The organism is Bradyrhizobium sp. sBnM-33, from assembly GCF_032917945.1.
GTDB lineage: Bacteria > Pseudomonadota > Alphaproteobacteria > Rhizobiales > Xanthobacteraceae > Bradyrhizobium.
In genome coordinates, this window is sequence record NZ_CP136624.1 from 1,150,906 (window position 1) to 1,164,516 (window position 13,611).

The 13,611-nt window shown below is 63.2% G+C and carries 14 protein-coding genes; 6 read left to right on the forward strand and 8 right to left on the reverse strand.

Annotated elements, in window-relative coordinates; translation table 11 throughout:
• The first annotated feature begins 47 nt into the window (after window positions 1–47).
• Window positions 48–1,070, forward strand: a complete 1,023-nt coding sequence (locus RX328_RS05420; RefSeq protein WP_213253280.1) for a hypothetical protein — start codon at window positions 48–50, stop codon at window positions 1,068–1,070.
• 306 nt (window positions 1,071–1,376) lie between these two features.
• Here the strand turns inward: RX328_RS05420 and RX328_RS05425 are convergent, their stop codons facing one another.
• Both RX328_RS05425 and rpsU read right to left on the reverse strand, forming a co-directional pair.
• Complete coding sequence (locus tag RX328_RS05425; protein WP_213253281.1) at window positions 1,377–2,021, reverse strand: tetratricopeptide repeat protein; 645 nt, start codon at window positions 2,019–2,021, stop codon at window positions 1,377–1,379.
• 208 nt (window positions 2,022–2,229) lie between these two features.
• Window positions 2,230–2,532, reverse strand: a complete 303-nt coding sequence (gene rpsU / locus RX328_RS05430; RefSeq protein ID WP_028350145.1) for a 30S ribosomal protein S21 — start codon at window positions 2,530–2,532, stop codon at window positions 2,230–2,232.
• Between the two features lie 254 nt (window positions 2,533–2,786).
• Between rpsU and aqpZ the strand changes: the two genes are divergently transcribed.
• The gene (aqpZ, locus tag RX328_RS05435) at window positions 2,787–3,509 is read left to right on the forward strand and encodes an aquaporin Z (protein ID WP_213253282.1); all 723 of its coding nucleotides are present in this window, start codon (window positions 2,787–2,789) and stop codon (window positions 3,507–3,509) included.
• A 121-nt stretch (window positions 3,510–3,630) separates the two neighbouring features.
• On the opposite strand, the gene RX328_RS05440 is transcribed toward aqpZ, so the two are convergent.
• Together RX328_RS05440 and purE are read right to left on the reverse strand one after the other, a co-directional pair.
• Window positions 3,631–4,734: a 5-(carboxyamino)imidazole ribonucleotide synthase gene (locus RX328_RS05440; RefSeq protein WP_213253283.1), complete on the reverse strand. Its 1,104-nt coding sequence runs from the start codon at window positions 4,732–4,734 to the stop codon at window positions 3,631–3,633.
• Window positions 4,731–5,219 (reverse strand): 5-(carboxyamino)imidazole ribonucleotide mutase, encoded by a 489-nt coding sequence (purE, locus tag RX328_RS05445; RefSeq protein ID WP_213253284.1) that lies wholly within the window; start codon window positions 5,217–5,219, stop codon window positions 4,731–4,733. The genes RX328_RS05440 and purE overlap by 4 nt, the downstream gene beginning before the upstream one ends.
• 151 nt (window positions 5,220–5,370) lie before the next feature.
• On the opposite strand from purE, the gene RX328_RS05450 reads away from it, so the two are divergent.
• Window positions 5,371–6,054 carry a GGDEF domain-containing protein gene (locus tag RX328_RS05450; protein WP_213253285.1) on the forward strand — a complete coding sequence of 228 codons (684 nt, stop codon included), beginning with the start codon at window positions 5,371–5,373 and terminating at the stop codon, window positions 6,052–6,054.
• 143 nt (window positions 6,055–6,197) lie between these two features.
• Here RX328_RS05450 and RX328_RS05455 read toward each other — a convergent pair whose 3' ends face one another.
• The 3 genes from RX328_RS05455 to RX328_RS05465 form a co-directional block, all read right to left on the reverse strand.
• A complete protein-coding gene (locus tag RX328_RS05455; RefSeq protein ID WP_028350150.1) occupies window positions 6,198–6,449 on the reverse strand; it encodes a hypothetical protein in 252 nt (83 codons plus the stop codon).
• Window positions 6,450–6,476: 27 nt separating this feature from the next.
• Window positions 6,477–6,683: a hypothetical protein gene (locus RX328_RS05460; RefSeq protein ID WP_213253286.1), complete on the reverse strand. Its 207-nt coding sequence runs from the start codon at window positions 6,681–6,683 to the stop codon at window positions 6,477–6,479.
• A gap of 192 nt (window positions 6,684–6,875) precedes the next feature.
• Window positions 6,876–7,082 (reverse strand): YdcH family protein, encoded by a 207-nt coding sequence (locus RX328_RS05465; protein ID WP_028350152.1) that lies wholly within the window; start codon window positions 7,080–7,082, stop codon window positions 6,876–6,878.
• 239 nt (window positions 7,083–7,321) lie between these two features.
• On the opposite strand from RX328_RS05465, the gene RX328_RS05470 reads away from it, so the two are divergent.
• Window positions 7,322–7,507 (forward strand): YdcH family protein, encoded by a 186-nt coding sequence (locus tag RX328_RS05470; protein WP_213253287.1) that lies wholly within the window; start codon window positions 7,322–7,324, stop codon window positions 7,505–7,507.
• An 86-nt stretch (window positions 7,508–7,593) separates the two neighbouring features.
• On the opposite strand, the gene RX328_RS05475 is transcribed toward RX328_RS05470, so the two are convergent.
• On the reverse strand, window positions 7,594–8,697 hold the full coding sequence (locus RX328_RS05475; protein WP_213253288.1) for an NAD(P)/FAD-dependent oxidoreductase: 1,104 nt from the start codon (window positions 8,695–8,697) through the stop codon (window positions 7,594–7,596).
• 258 nt (window positions 8,698–8,955) lie between these two features.
• Between RX328_RS05475 and RX328_RS05480 the strand changes: the two genes are divergently transcribed.
• The gene (locus RX328_RS05480) at window positions 8,956–11,661 is read left to right on the forward strand and encodes an EAL domain-containing protein (RefSeq protein ID WP_213253289.1); all 2,706 of its coding nucleotides are present in this window, start codon (window positions 8,956–8,958) and stop codon (window positions 11,659–11,661) included.
• 402 nt (window positions 11,662–12,063) lie between these two features.
• Window positions 12,064–13,590, forward strand: a complete 1,527-nt coding sequence (locus RX328_RS05485) for an ABC-F family ATP-binding cassette domain-containing protein (RefSeq protein ID WP_213253290.1) — start codon at window positions 12,064–12,066, stop codon at window positions 13,588–13,590.
• Window positions 13,591–13,611: the final 21 nt, after the last annotated feature.

Below are 13,611 nucleotides of genomic sequence, written 5' to 3' on the forward strand. Positions count from 1 at the left end.
TGTGCCTCAAAGTTCCAGCAATAAAAGGGCCGCGGGGAGTGGCCGGAATGCTGAATTACCTCAAGAAATTTGCGGTGGACATCTTCCCCTCGGTGGCTGCGACCGTCATCGGGGCGTACATCGTCAATCACTACATCGTAACCAAGCCCGCCGCGGACGCGCCGGCTGCCGCTGCGGCGTCAACAGCCAATCCCAAGGCGGACGACAAGGCCGAAGCCAAATCCGAAGCCAAGACGGCGTCCGACACCAGGTCGGGCGACACCACTGCCAGCAATCTGCCCGCCGCGGGCGTCAAGGCGAGGGGAATCTCCGAGAAGGCCATCATGGAGAAGACCGCGACTGAACGGCCGGCGGTCGCCGAGAAGGCGCAGGAAAAGACCGAAGCCAAGGCTGACGCCAAAGCCGATGCCAAGTCGGCCGATGCCAAATCCGCCGGTGCCAAGTCTTCTGATACCAAGTCTTCCGATACCAAGTCTTCCGACAACAAGCCCGAGGTGAAGTCGGCCGAAGTCCCGGCCGATGACCAGCGCCGACATGCAGCGGCACCGCGCGAAAAGGAAAAGATTCGGGTCGTGCTGCCGTCGCCAGTGCAGCCCGTGACGACCTCGGCCGCCCCGGTTGCGGCGGCTGCACCGGCCGCCCCGGCCGAGCCGGCGGCTGCGCCGGATGAACGCCGCGACGCCAACGATCTGGCGCGTGCCGCGATCGAGCGCCTGCGCGAAACCTCGCCGCGCGCCCCGGAAGCGGCCCGCGCTCCCGAGGCACCAAGAGTTGCGAATGCATCGGCTGCCGCGAATGCGCCCGCGCTTCGCCCGCTGCCGCCGCCAATCATGATCTCGGGTACGCCGGCCGGCGAACCCCATGGTCAGGCTTCTTCGCCGGCGCGGCCGCCTTATGCCGAGGCGGTCGATCCGAACCGCCCAACTCCGCCCGCCGAGATTCCGGTCTCGCGCCCGCTCGATCTGCGTGCCGAAGTTGCGGAGCCTTCCGTGCGTGAACGCGCCACGGCGGCTGCTGAGGACGCGCTGTCGACCGCCAAGTCGATCTTCCACGCGGTGCTGCCGAAATAGCGGATAGCATTTCGAGCGAAAGCATGCCCTCGGACCTGATCGGGTGCTTTTGCTTGGCGCGCGGGAAAGCGCATCACGTCATGCTGCAGCGAGATCCTGATCCAATCAAATCCGATTGCGCCACGAAGAAGGTGCGCTCCCTCTCCCGCTTGCGGGGGAGGGCTGGGTGGGGGTGTCTCCACGGGCGACACTGCCCGAGTGGAGAGAGTCCCCACCCGGCGCTTCGCGCCGACCTCCCCCGCAAGCGGGAGAGGTGAAGTGCGTCTGCGGCCAAATCGATCTAACCAAAAATCATCGCGCTCTAGTCTAGCCGCCGGTGCGTGCGAGTCCGCTTCGCGCGGCGTCATCCTTGGGCCGGAGCGCCAGCGCACGGCCGTAGGATGTGAACGCCTTGGCCTTGTCGCCCAGGCGCTCATAGGTGACGCCGCGTGCCGACCAGGCCTGCGCGCTGTTGGGATCGGCCTGCACCGCCTCGTCGAGATCGGAAGCGGCTTCCTTCGCCTTGTCGATAGCGAGGTAGCTGGTTGCACGCGCCAGCAGCGGCTCGACCCGTTGCGGCGTCAGGCCATTGGCTGCGGTGAAATCCGCGATCGCCTGCTCATGCTGCTTGTCGGCCTGATGGACCAGGCCGCGGCCGTACAGCGCCTGCACATTGTAGGGATCGAGCGCGAGCGCGCGCTCGAATTCCGCGAGCGCTTCCTCGGTCTTGCCGGACTTGGCGAGCGTCTGGCCGCGCGTTGCGTGGCCCTGGGCATCGCTGACGCTTTGTCCGCTGATCGTGCCGGTCGGTTTCTGCTCGACGGCCTGTGGCTTTTCCTTGTCCGATCCCCACGATCCCAGGTCGAACGAACAGCCGCCGAGGGGCAGGCCGAGAACGATCGCGAGCAGCGCGACCGATGCGGCCGTGAAGCGCGAAGCGCAGGGAAAGGCATTGCAATCGATAACGGCCATGCAGCGGAATACTCGCGCGTCGAACATGGCATAGGTAACCCGATGGCTCGCAAAATGCATCGGTCAAAATGGCCGCAACGGCGTCGACGGCGATGTGGGTTGTTGAGAGCGCCGATTTTCCGGCGCGCCCGAATTCCGAGGAACAAGATCGCGAAAAACAAAACGCGGACCCAAGGCCCGCGTTTTTCATTCAAATCTAACGAAGTGCTTAGCGCGGTCCGCGCGGACCTGCACCCGGGCCACGGCCGCCAGCGCCACCACGGTCGCCACCGGGACCGGCGCCGAACACCGGCTTGGGCTTCATCGGCAGCAAGCCTTCACGCTGCAGCTTCTTGCGGGCCAGCTTGCGCGCACGGCGCACGGCTTCGGCCTTTTCACGGGCCTTCTTCTCGGACGGCTTTTCGTAATGGCCGCGGAGCTTCATCTCGCGGAAGATGCCCTCGCGCTGCATCTTCTTCTTCAGCGCCTTGAGGGCTTGATCGACATTGTTATCGCGGACGAGAACCTGCACGCGGCATCCTCTTTCAATTGATCGGATAGGAATTCTGGTAAAGCGAAGGGCCGGCGAAACGCCTGATCCTCAACCCTGAGCGCGGGCATGTAGCAGACAAATCCGTAAATGTCTACCTGAGAAGGCGGCTTCCGGCCCCGGAAAGCTGCGAAAATCGGCTGGATTCGGCCGCGACCAGCCCGTTTCCTCAAATAACGAGCCCTTCACGGGACCTGCCTAGCATCCAGCAGTGCAAAAACATGCGGGAGGCGAGCATGAATACAAAAAAATATACCGCTGAAGCGATTGGCACGTTTTGGCTCACTTTTGCGGGATGCGGCAGTGCGGTCATCGCCGCCGGTTTTCCGCAGGTCGGTATAGGCCTGGTCGGTGTGTCCCTGGCATTCGGCCTGAGCGTCGTGACCATGGCCTATGCGATCGGCCACATCTCCGGCTGCCATCTCAATCCCGCCGTCACCATCGGGCTGGCCGCCGGCGGACGGTTTCCGGCGCAGCAGATCGTTCCTTACGTGATCGCACAGGTGATCGGTGCTGTCGCTGCCGCGGCGCTACTCTATGCGATCGCAAGCGGCGCGCCCGGCTTCGATCTAGCCAAGGGCTTTGCCGCCAACGGCTATGACGCGCATTCGCCCGGTCAGTACAGCTTGGTGGCTTGCTTCATCACCGAAGTCGTGATGACCATGATGTTCCTGTTCATCATCATGGGCGCCACCCACGGCAAGGCGCCTGCCGGCTTTGCGCCGCTCGCCATCGGATTGGCGCTGGTGATGATCCATCTCGTCAGCATCCCCGTCACCAACACGTCGGTGAATCCCGCGCGCAGCACCGGGCCCGCGCTGTTCGTCGGCGGCTGGGCGCTGGCGCAGCTTTGGCTGTTCTGGGTTGCACCCTTGATCGGCGGTGCGCTCGGCGGCGCGATCTATCGCTGGCTCAGCGAGGAGCCGGCCGGCGTCGTCGAAGGCTTGAAGACGGCCTGATCTGCAAACGCGCTCAATAGCGGTGCGGCTGCTCCTCGCCATTAGTCAGGGACGCACCGGAGTCTGACGTGCGTACTCACCTCACCTGGCGTTACGGTCCAGGCGAGGAGCACGACAAGCACTACTTCCTGCTCGCCGGCATAATCTCGGTGACATGGCCCATCTTGCGGCCCGGCCGCGGCGCGCCCTTGCCGTAGAGATGAACCGTGGCGCCGGGAACCGTCAGCCATTGCTCACAGTCGAGGATATCGTCGCCGATCAGGTTGGTCATGGTGACCTGGCCGTGACGAACCGGCTTGCCGAGCGGCCAGCCGGCAATCGCCCGGATGTGCTGCTCGAACTGGGAGATCGAGGCGCCGTCCAGCGTCCAGTGCCCGGAATTGTGAACCCGCGGCGCGATCTCGTTGACCAGCACGTGCGGTCCGCCGTTTCCGGTAACCACGAACAGCTCGACCGCGAGCACGCCGACATAATCGAGCGCATGGGCGATCTTCTCGGCAACGGCTCGCGCCTGTGCAGCCAACTCATCCGATATCGCGGCTGGCACGCGCGAGAATTTCAGGATGTGATCGCGATGCTCGTTTTCGGTGACGTCATAGCATTCGACATGCCCATCCGCCGATCGCGCGGCGATCACGGAGATCTCGCGCTCGAAGGGAACGAAGGCTTCGAGGATCGCGGATTTGGTGCCGAGTTCTTCCCAAATGCGGATGGGGTCGTCGCCCTCACGAATAATCGCCTGGCCCTTGCCGTCATAGCCGAAGCGGCGGGTCTTGATCACGGCGGGAAGGCCGATGCGGGCAATGGCACTCTGCAGGGTTTCCGCCGACGACACGTCGGCATAGTCGGCGGTGTCGATGCCGAGCCGCTTGACGAAATTTTTCTCGATCAGCCGGTCCTGCGTGGTCTCCAGGATTCTCTGCGCCGGCAATACCGGACGGCGCGCAGCCAGCACCATGGCGGTGGCGGCCGGCACGTTCTCGAATTCATAGGTGATGACGTCGACATCGTTGGCGAACAGCTCGAGCGCCTCGACGTCGGCATATTCGGCGCAGGTTGCGTTCAGCACCACGTCGAACGCGGGCGAGTCCGGGTCCGGCGAAAACACCTGGCATTTGAGGCCGAGGCGCGCCGCCGCCATGGCCAGCATCCGACCCAATTGCCCGCCGCCGAGAATTCCGATGGTGTCGCCCGGCTTCAGCTTCACCTTGCCTGAAACCGTCATGCCGAACCCTCCGGGCGCTCCTTGACCGCATCCGTCTGCTGCTTGCGCCAGGCAGAGAGCCGCGTGGCGAGGGCGGTATCGTTCAGCGCGAGTACAGCCGCCGCGAGCAGGGCGGCGTTGATGGCCCCGGCCTTGCCGATCGCCAGCGTTCCGACGGGAACGCCGGCCGGCATCTGCACGATCGAGTACAGCGAATCGATCCCCGACAGCGCCTTGGATTCGACGGGAACGCCGAACACGGGGAGTTCCGTCAGCGCCGCCGCCATGCCGGGCAGGTGCGCCGCGCCACCCGCGCCGGCAATGATGACCTTGAAACCTTGGGCCTTGGCGCCCTTGGCGAAGGCGAACAGCCGGTCCGGGGTCCGGTGGGCCGAGACGATGCGCCTTTCGCACCCGATCCCGAGCGCCGCCAGCGTCTCGGCGGCGTGGCGCATGGTCTCCCAGTCGGACTGGCTGCCCATAATGATGGCGATCGGTGCGGTCATCTCGTCAATTCTGTTCGGGAATCCAGAAACATAGGCCGATTATAAGGTCGGCCCGGGGCTCATCCAAGGCGTGGCAAGGGATCAGGAATGGACTATCCTGTCTTGGTGAATCCCGGCAAGCCTTCATAAGCGTGCCTGCACAGGGAAGGCCATGAAGAAGAAAACCAGGGCGACCGCCTCCAGGGCCGGAAAACGCCCTAAAAGCGCGGCTTCCGGGCGAAAATCCGCTCCGCGGCGATCACCGCCACCGGCATCCCGGCCGCCGGCAGCGTCCAACGAAACCAAGGCGACGATTCGCCGGCTGAAGGCGGAACTGGCCCGGACCCAGGCGCAGATCGAGGAACTTCAGGCCTCCGCCGACACCGACTTCCTGTTGGGCATCCCGAACCGGCGCGGTTTCGAGCGCGAGCTCAATCGCGCGATCGCCTACATGAAGCGGTATCGCGCCAGCGGCGCCCTGGTTGTGCTCGACGTTGATCGGCTGAAGCCGATCAACGACGCCTTCGGACATGCCGCGGGCGACCAGGTGCTCAAGACCATCGTCGCGGCGCTGCTGGCGCAGGTGCGCTCTTCCGACGTGGTGGGCCGGCTCGGCGGCGACGAGTTTGCGCTGCTGCTGTGGAATCTCAGCGAGACCGACGCCAGGGCCAAGGCGGCCGCGCTGGAGGAGGCGATCGATCGCCTCAGCTTCGTGTTCGATGGCCGCACCATTACCGCGGGGGCCTCCGCGGGCGTCTCTGTGCTCAATACCCACTCCGATGCCGGCCGCGCGCTGGAAGCGGCCGACAGCGCCATGTATGTGCGCAAGGCGCTGCGGCGGCATGAGGCGTCGTGAAGGCGTAGAGTGAGCAAAGGAGCGCTTCGCGCCGTGCCCACCATCAGACGAGCATGGAAGAAGGTTGGTGGGCACGCGGAGCCTGTCATCGGGCGCGCGTTCGCGCGACCCGTTGGCTTTGCCCATCCTACGAATTCGATGATCTACAACCCGCTGAGATCGTCCGGCACGTTGCCGAACTTGCGCAGCAGTTTCGCGTCGCCGAATTCACCCATCATGGGATCGCCGCTGCGGCTGAAGGCAACGGCGCCGATGCTGCCGGCCATCCGCGACATCGTCTCGGCGCGCCGCAACGCGGTGGTCGGGCTTTGGCATTCTTCCGCGGCGCCCGCCACCGGCGAGCCGCTATCGTCCTGCAGGAATGGCATTGCGACGTAATAGGTAACATCGGCCATGTATCTCTCCAGTGTGATCGCTCCAGATCAGGCCGCGTTGCTACTCGCACGTTTGGCCGGCACACAACCGGCTGCTATCGCGGCCTGCAACTCCTCCAGTTCGATTTCCAGATACTCGTTCGCCATGATCAGCGCCTTGATGGTCGACCGCAGATTGCCGTCGCACATCGCAATCGCCTGATCGCAGGCCTGTTCGTAACTGCTGTTGTCGGACAGGGGCGGTGTAGCGGACATGGCTGGACTCCCGAGGCTGGCGGCAGAAGGCATGTTCTCTTTTTGTTCTCGTAGAGTCAAGCCGCATCCGCCAGCCGGAGGCCTGTTTTTGCTGGCCCCCGGCAAGCCTATCGCGCCACGGCATGTGGATGTCGGGGAAAAGAATCTGCCGACAGCTTCGCGCGCCGAACTGCGGGCAGAACGCGGCAATGATCAGGCGATGATGTCAGGCGTGATCTGGTCTTCGATGAAGGCGATCCGGTCGCGCAATTGCAGCTTGCGTTTCTTCAGCCGCTGCAGCCGCAACAAGTCCGGCGCCGGCGACTGATGCAGCGCGTCGATCGCCGCATCGAGATCGCGATGCTCCTGCTGCAGCCTGGCGAGCTCGGTTTCAAGCTCGCGCTCATCATCGTCGGTCATGGTGTACGTTAGCTGAAAGCGCGATCAGGTTGCGAACGGATTCTTCGGAAGCTGACGGTGAATATCGTCGCTGCGAGGCTGCTCCGCAAGCTGATCGAGTTCCATAGTCACGATTGGTTACAGATAAATCCGAAAATATGAGAGGCACGATTCCGGATACCCATCGACAGATTCGGCGGCTGGTGTACACTCGCGCGTCCGGATCGAATCTGAGGTTTCACCCACCGAGGAGATTTCGTATGGCACTACAGGCGCATCTTGTTGAGCTTGAACGTAAGCACAAGATTCTCGAGAATGAATTGCACGAAGCGCTCGTGCACCTTTCCACAGACGACCTGCAAATTGTCGAGTTGAAGCGCCGCAAGTTGATGGTCAAGGATCAGATCGAGCGGTTGAAGCAAGCCGCCGACGAAACTCTCCACTAGCTAAGTCCAGCAAAGTATCGAAAATCCCCACGCGGCCGGATGGGCGCCGATGCGCTCGTCCGCCCGTCGTTACGCTGCGGCCTCCGTCACAGCTCCGCCAGCGCGCCGACATGATCTGCGATCGCGAGAGATGACGTCAGCCCTGGCGATTCAATCCCGAACAGGTTGATCAGCCCGGCGACGCCGTGATCGGCGGGACCCTGGATCAGAAAATCCTGCGTGGCGACGGCCGGCGGCACGATTTTCGGTCGGATTCCGGAATAGCTCGGCATCAGCGCGCCGTCCGGCAGCGTCGGCCAGTAGCGCCGGATCGCGGGATAGAATCGCTCGGCGCGGGCAGGGTCCACCGCATAGTCGATGCTCTCGACCCATTCGACGTCGGGGCCGAACCGCGCCTGTCCGGCCATGTCGAGCGTGAGGTGCACGCCCAGTCCACCGGGCTCCGGCACCGGATAGATCAGGCGTGAAAATGGTGCCCGCGCGCTGCAGCTAAAATAATTGCCCTTCGCGAGATAGGCGCACGGAATCATTTCGATCGGCATGCCCTCGATGCTGCGCGCCACCGCAGGCGCGCCTAAGCCTGCCGAATTGACGAGCAGGTTGCACGCAAGCGTCATCGGCGCCTCGCCGCCGGCTTCGATTTCGATACGACCGGCAGTGGCTCGGGCGTGCAGCAGCGGAGTGTGAAATGCGAAAGCCGCGCCGGCTTCTTCCGCGTCGCCTCGCAGCGCCAGCATATAGGCGTGGCTGTCGATAATGCCGGTGGACGGCGACAACAGCGCCGCGTCGCAATTCAACGCCGGCTCCAGTTCGCGCGCCGCTTCGCCCGTCAGCAACTGCATGTCGTCGACGCCGTTGGCCTCGGCATGCGCGCGGATCGATTGCAGCTTCTCGGTTTCCTTCGGCGTCGTGGCCACGATCAGCTTGCCGCAATTGCGATGCGGAATGCCGTGGTCGCGGCAGTATCGATAGAGCGCGTGCTTGCCGCTGACGCACGTCTGCGCCATCAGGCTGCCGGCGCGGTAATAGATGCCGGCATGAATCACCTCGCTGTTGCGCGAGGAGGTGACGGTGCCAATGCCCTCGGCGGCTTCGAGCACGATCACTTCGCGGCCCGCCTGGGCCAGGCGCCGTGCGATCGCGAGCCCGATCACCCCTGCTCCGATGACGACGCAATCGACCTTGTCCATGTCAGCTTAGAACCCAAGAATCTGGCGCGGGAACCGGCGCTCGCCACGCTCGGCAATCATCGTTCCGTTCGCTGCAGCCGTCGAACAACGCGTTGGTTTGCCTCGAAATACGCCGTACACGCAGTCCCGTTAGCGAAGCATTAATCATGTCGGGCCAATTGCCGTAATTTGGGTCATATTTTAGAATTGTACGGGTAGTCGTTTACCCGATCCAAACCCGTCAAGCCAGACACTCCGCCCGCAAACCTCGGGTGGGTAATGGCTGACAGCAACGGGCAGGCAGGACGGAAGAATTCGATTCCGGCGCAGGCCCTCATCTGTCTGCTCGCCATTGCCGCGCCGTGCGGATTTGCATGGGGCGCCGCGCCTTCCGCGGGCTTTGTGCTGGCGAGCTATATCGGCGAATTAGATCCCAACATGGTCTGGGAGTTCCTGATCGGCGGGATCGTCGTCGCCTCCTTCCTAGCCGCGATCGCGATCTGGATTTTGTCGGCATGGCGCAGGGCCAAGGGCGCCGAATTGCAGCGCAGCGCCTTCATCAGCTCGGCGCTCAACAATCTCAATCAGGGCGTGATGATGACTAACGCGCAAAACCGCGTGGTCTTCTGCAACGACCGTTTCCTCGAAATGTACGGGCTGAGCCGTACCGAGATTTCGAGCCGTATGACCGGCCGCGAACTGCTCGAACTGCGCCGCGCGCGTGGACTTCTCAAGCTCACCGTCGAGGAGTTCCGCAATCTGGCCGGCCGCCCGGAAGGCGTCGTCACCGAACTGCCTGACGGTCGATCGGTATTGTCGAAGATCTTTCGCCTGCCCCATGGCGGGACGATCGGAACGCATGAGGATTGCACCGAGCAGCGCCAGCTGTCGCGCAAACTGGCATCGACCACCAAGTTTCTGGAATCGGTGCTCGACAACGTTCCGGTCTGCGTTGCCGCCAAGAACATCGAGGACGGCCGCTATATCTTCGCCAACCGCGCCTTCGAGCGATTCTCGCACTTCTCCCGCGATCACATCATCGGTAAGCGCGCCGACGAGATCTTCAGCCCCGAAACCGCAAAGAGCATCGAGGCGGCGGACCAGGCGGCGCTGACCGCGCCGGAAGGCTATCAGCGCAGCGAATATGTCGTCGAACGTGGTGATGACAAACGCGTCCTCTCCTCCAACCGCGTAGTCGCGCGCAACGAGAACAACAAGCCGGAATTCCTGATCGCGCTGTTTGACGACGTCACCGACCGCCGGTCGCTGTCGCGCGAACTCGAAAACACCAAGAAATTCCTCGAGCTGGTGGTCGACAACATTCCGGTGTCGTTGATCGTGGAGCGCGTCAGCGATGGACGGTACCTGCTCGCCAACCGCAGCGCCGAGACCATTCTCAACCGCCGCCGCGAGGATGCCACCGGCCTGACCGCCGCCGACATCTTCAATGCGCGCGAAGCCAAGCTGATCATCGCGCGCGACGAGGCCGCGATCAAGAAACGCGGCCTGCTCACCGAAGAGCACCCGATATCCACCAAGGACGGGCTGCGGCTGTTCCTGACCCGCCGCATGACGGTGCTCGACGAGGCCGGCGAGCCGCAATATCTGATCAAGACTCATGAGGATGTCACCGATCGCCGCCAGACCGAGTCGCGAATGGCGCACATGGCCTATCATGATGGCCTGACGGATCTGCCGAACCGCGCCGCCTTCCTGCAGGCACTGGCCCAGATGATCGAGGCCTGCGCCGGCACGGACGAGGAATTCGCGGTGCTGTGCGTCGACCTCGACGGCTTGAAGGAAATCAATGACGTGTTCGGCCACGCAACGGGCGACAAGCTCCTGATCGAGGTTGCGGGCCGCATGCAGGCCTGCGCCCGGGGTGGCGTGGTGGCCCGGCTCTCCGGCGACGAGTTCGGCCTGATCATCGACGGCAAGCAGCCGGAGGTGGGCAAGGCGCTTGCCGAGAAACTCGCGCAGACGCTATCGGACGAGTTTGTGATCGACGGCAAGTCGGTCAGGACCGGGGTGACGACCGGCATCTCGGTATTTCCGCATAATGGTTCGGATGCGGCTTCGCTGCTGGCTAATTCCGGCGCAGCGCTGTTCCGCGCCAAGCAGAAGTCGCGTGGCTCGATCAGCATTTTCGAACCCGAGATGGACCAGCAGATCCGCGATCGCCGCGTGTTGCACCAGGATCTCTCGATGGCGATCAGGAACGGCGAATTGTCGCTGTATTACCAGCCGCAGGCCGCGGCGGGCGCGACGGTCGCCACCAGCAAGGTCATCGGTTTCGAGGCTCTGGCGCGCTGGATCCATCCGGTGCGCGGCTTCGTGTCACCAGGCGATTTCATTCCACTTGCCGAAGAAAGCGGTCTGATCGTCGAGATGGGCGTCTGGATCCTGCGCGAAGACTGCCGGGAGGCCGCCTCCTGGCCGGTGCCGATGCAGATCGCCGTCAACCTGTCGCCGGCGCAGTTCATGCATGGCGACGTGGTCAGCCTGGTGCATTCGATCCTGCTCGAGACGGGCCTCGCGCCCGACCGGCTCGAGCTAGAAATCACCGAAGGCGTGCTGATCGAGGATTTTGATCGCGGTCTGGCACTGCTACGGCGGCTGAAGGCGCTCGGCGTGCGCATCTCAATGGACGATTTCGGTTCCGGCTATTCCTCGCTGAGCTATCTGCAGGCCTTCCCGTTCGACAAGATCAAGATCGACCGCACCTTCGTCATGAATCTCGGGCGCAATCCGCAATCGGCGGCAATCGTGCGCGCCGTCATCGATCTCGGCCACGGCCTCGAAATGTCGATCGTTGCCGAAGGCGTGGAGACCCAGGATCAGCTCGGCTTCCTCGCCGATGAGGGCTGCGATGCGGTGCAGGGCTACTTCCTCGGCAAGCCCCAGCCGATCGGGCACTACGCCGTTCTGGTCGGCCGCAGTGCCGCAAATGACATCGAGACTGCGCGCAAGCTCGCCAGCGCCTGATTCAGCGAAATCGCGCCGCGCTGCATCGCGGCAGCAAGGCCCAGAGATGCGATGGCATGCCTGACCTCTCGGGCTCTTCGATCTGATTTCGACGAGACCCTGGCTTGCCTTCCCTCGAACGCCCGGCTATTTTTTTGCGATCGAGATAGGGAGGGCTGTGCGGTGACGACATTTTTCCGGCACTATCGCCAGCGTGGCCCTGTCAGCGCCCTGCAAATGAGTTTGCAGGGCTGACCAGAGACCCTTTCGCAAATCTCTTCCTGGTCTGCCCCCGTGGCAATGCGGCGTCGAACGTCTGAGTTCGCGCCCGCATTTCAGTAGCTCGCCGCGCTCCGACACGAACATCCGCTGATGGCTGTATGCCCCGGACGTTGCGTTGACCGGCAAGACCAGGGAACGATCATGACCCTTATCAATATTCGTAATCTTGGCGTGACGATTAACGCTCCGCTGTTTTCCCGACTGGATCTTTCCATCAATGCCGGTGACCGCATCGGGCTCGTCGCAGCCAATGGACGCGGCAAGTCCACGTTACTCCGCTGCATTGCAGGCATGGCAGAGCCAGGCGAAGGTGAGATCACCAGATCGCGAGGGCTGACCATCGGCTATGTCGAGCAGGATGTACCGTCCGCGCTCGCGGATACGCCGTTCCGTGCGGCGGTGCTCGACATGCTTCCCGTTGAACGACGGGCAATTGAAAGCTGGAGGGTCGATATCGCCCTGGAATCGCTGGAGGTGCCCGAGGCGCTGCGCGAGAGGCCACTCAAGCAACTGAGCGGCGGCTGGCAGCGTTTTGCCATGCTTGCCCGCGTTGTGGTGGCCGAGGCTGACGTGTTGTTGCTGGACGAGCCGACCAACCACCTCGACCTCGCTAGGATTTGTCAGCTCGAAGCCTGGCTGAACGCGCTGCCCCGGGATATGCCGGTCGTGATATCGAGTCATGACCGCGCCTTTCTCGACGCAACCACAAACCGCACGGTATTCTTGCGGCCCGAGCGGTCGCAGATATTTTCGTTGCCCTATACGCGGGCCCGCGCCGCCCTCAGCGAGGCGGATGCCTCGGATGAACGGCGCTACCGGCGTGACCTGAAGGCTGCCGAGCAGCTTCGTCAGCACGCTGCAAAGCTCAACAATATCGGCGTCAATTCCGGTAGCGATCTTCTGTTGCAGAAGACGAAGCAACTGAAGCAGCGGGCCGAGAAGCTGGAAGATGCGGCAAAGCCCGGGCACCTGGAACGATCCGCGGGGACGATCAAGCTGGCCAACCGCGGAACGCACGCCAAAGTCCTGATTACGCTCGACGAGGCCGTTGTCTCGGCACCGGATGGCAGGTTGCTGTTCAAGACCGGAAAGCAGCTCATCTGCAGGGGAGACCGGATCGTGCTGTTGGGGCCGAACGGGGCAGGCAAGACCCGGTTCGTGGCGATGCTGCGTCAGGCGATCGAAAATCCGGGAGCCACGCAAGCCGGCATCAAGGTTACGCAGTCGCTTGCTCTCGGATATTGCGAACAGAATCTTGCCGATCTTGCCGATACCGATACGCCGATGCACACGATCGTCAGCCGTTTCGAGGTTGGCGATCAGCGTGCGCGCGCATTGCTCGCCAGCTCCGGCCTGTCGGTTGCGATGCAGAGCCGTCCGATCAGCCGGCTTTCCGGCGGACAGAAGGCGCGCCTCGGCATGCTCTTGCTGAGGCTTGTCCAGCCAAACTTCTATCTGCTCGATGAGCCTACCAACCACCTGGATATCGAAGGACAGGAAGTGCTGGAAGACGAATTGCTGGCGCATCAGGCAAGCTGCCTGCTGGTTTCCCACGACCGGAACTTTGTGCGAACGGTCGGAAACCGGTTCTGGATGATCGAAAGAAAGAAGCTGATGGAGCTGGAAGGACCAGAGCGCTTCTTCGCATCCATCAGCGCAACGAGCTAAAGCGGTGGTTGCCGGCTCTTC

What these genes read in the sequence shown, in the direction of transcription:
- RX328_RS05440 (WP_213253283.1), bottom strand. Translation starts at nt 4,734, where the DNA reads ATGACGGTTTCAGGCAAGGTGAAGCTGAAGCCGGGCGACACCATCGGA.
- aqpZ (WP_213253282.1), top strand. Translation starts at nt 2,787, where the DNA reads ATGAATACAAAAAAATATACCGCTGAAGCGATTGGCACGTTTTGGCTC.
- RX328_RS05470 (WP_213253287.1), top strand. Translation starts at nt 7,322, where the DNA reads ATGGCACTACAGGCGCATCTTGTTGAGCTTGAACGTAAGCACAAGATT.
- RX328_RS05465 (WP_028350152.1), bottom strand. Translation starts at nt 7,082, where the DNA reads ATGACCGACGATGATGAGCGCGAGCTTGAAACCGAGCTCGCCAGGCTG.
- RX328_RS05425 (WP_213253281.1), bottom strand. Translation starts at nt 2,021, where the DNA reads ATGGCCGTTATCGATTGCAATGCCTTTCCCTGCGCTTCGCGCTTCACG.
- RX328_RS05455 (WP_028350150.1), bottom strand. Translation starts at nt 6,449, where the DNA reads ATGGCCGATGTTACCTATTACGTCGCAATGCCATTCCTGCAGGACGAT.
- RX328_RS05475 (WP_213253288.1), bottom strand. Translation starts at nt 8,697, where the DNA reads ATGGACAAGGTCGATTGCGTCGTCATCGGAGCAGGGGTGATCGGGCTC.
- RX328_RS05485 (WP_213253290.1), top strand. Translation starts at nt 12,064, where the DNA reads ATGACCCTTATCAATATTCGTAATCTTGGCGTGACGATTAACGCTCCG.
- RX328_RS05460 (WP_213253286.1), bottom strand. Translation starts at nt 6,683, where the DNA reads ATGTCCGCTACACCGCCCCTGTCCGACAACAGCAGTTACGAACAGGCC.
- RX328_RS05450 (WP_213253285.1), top strand. Translation starts at nt 5,371, where the DNA reads ATGAAGAAGAAAACCAGGGCGACCGCCTCCAGGGCCGGAAAACGCCCT.
- RX328_RS05420 (WP_213253280.1), top strand. Translation starts at nt 48, where the DNA reads ATGCTGAATTACCTCAAGAAATTTGCGGTGGACATCTTCCCCTCGGTG.
- RX328_RS05480 (WP_213253289.1), top strand. Translation starts at nt 8,956, where the DNA reads ATGGCTGACAGCAACGGGCAGGCAGGACGGAAGAATTCGATTCCGGCG.
- purE (WP_213253284.1), bottom strand. Translation starts at nt 5,219, where the DNA reads ATGACCGCACCGATCGCCATCATTATGGGCAGCCAGTCCGACTGGGAG.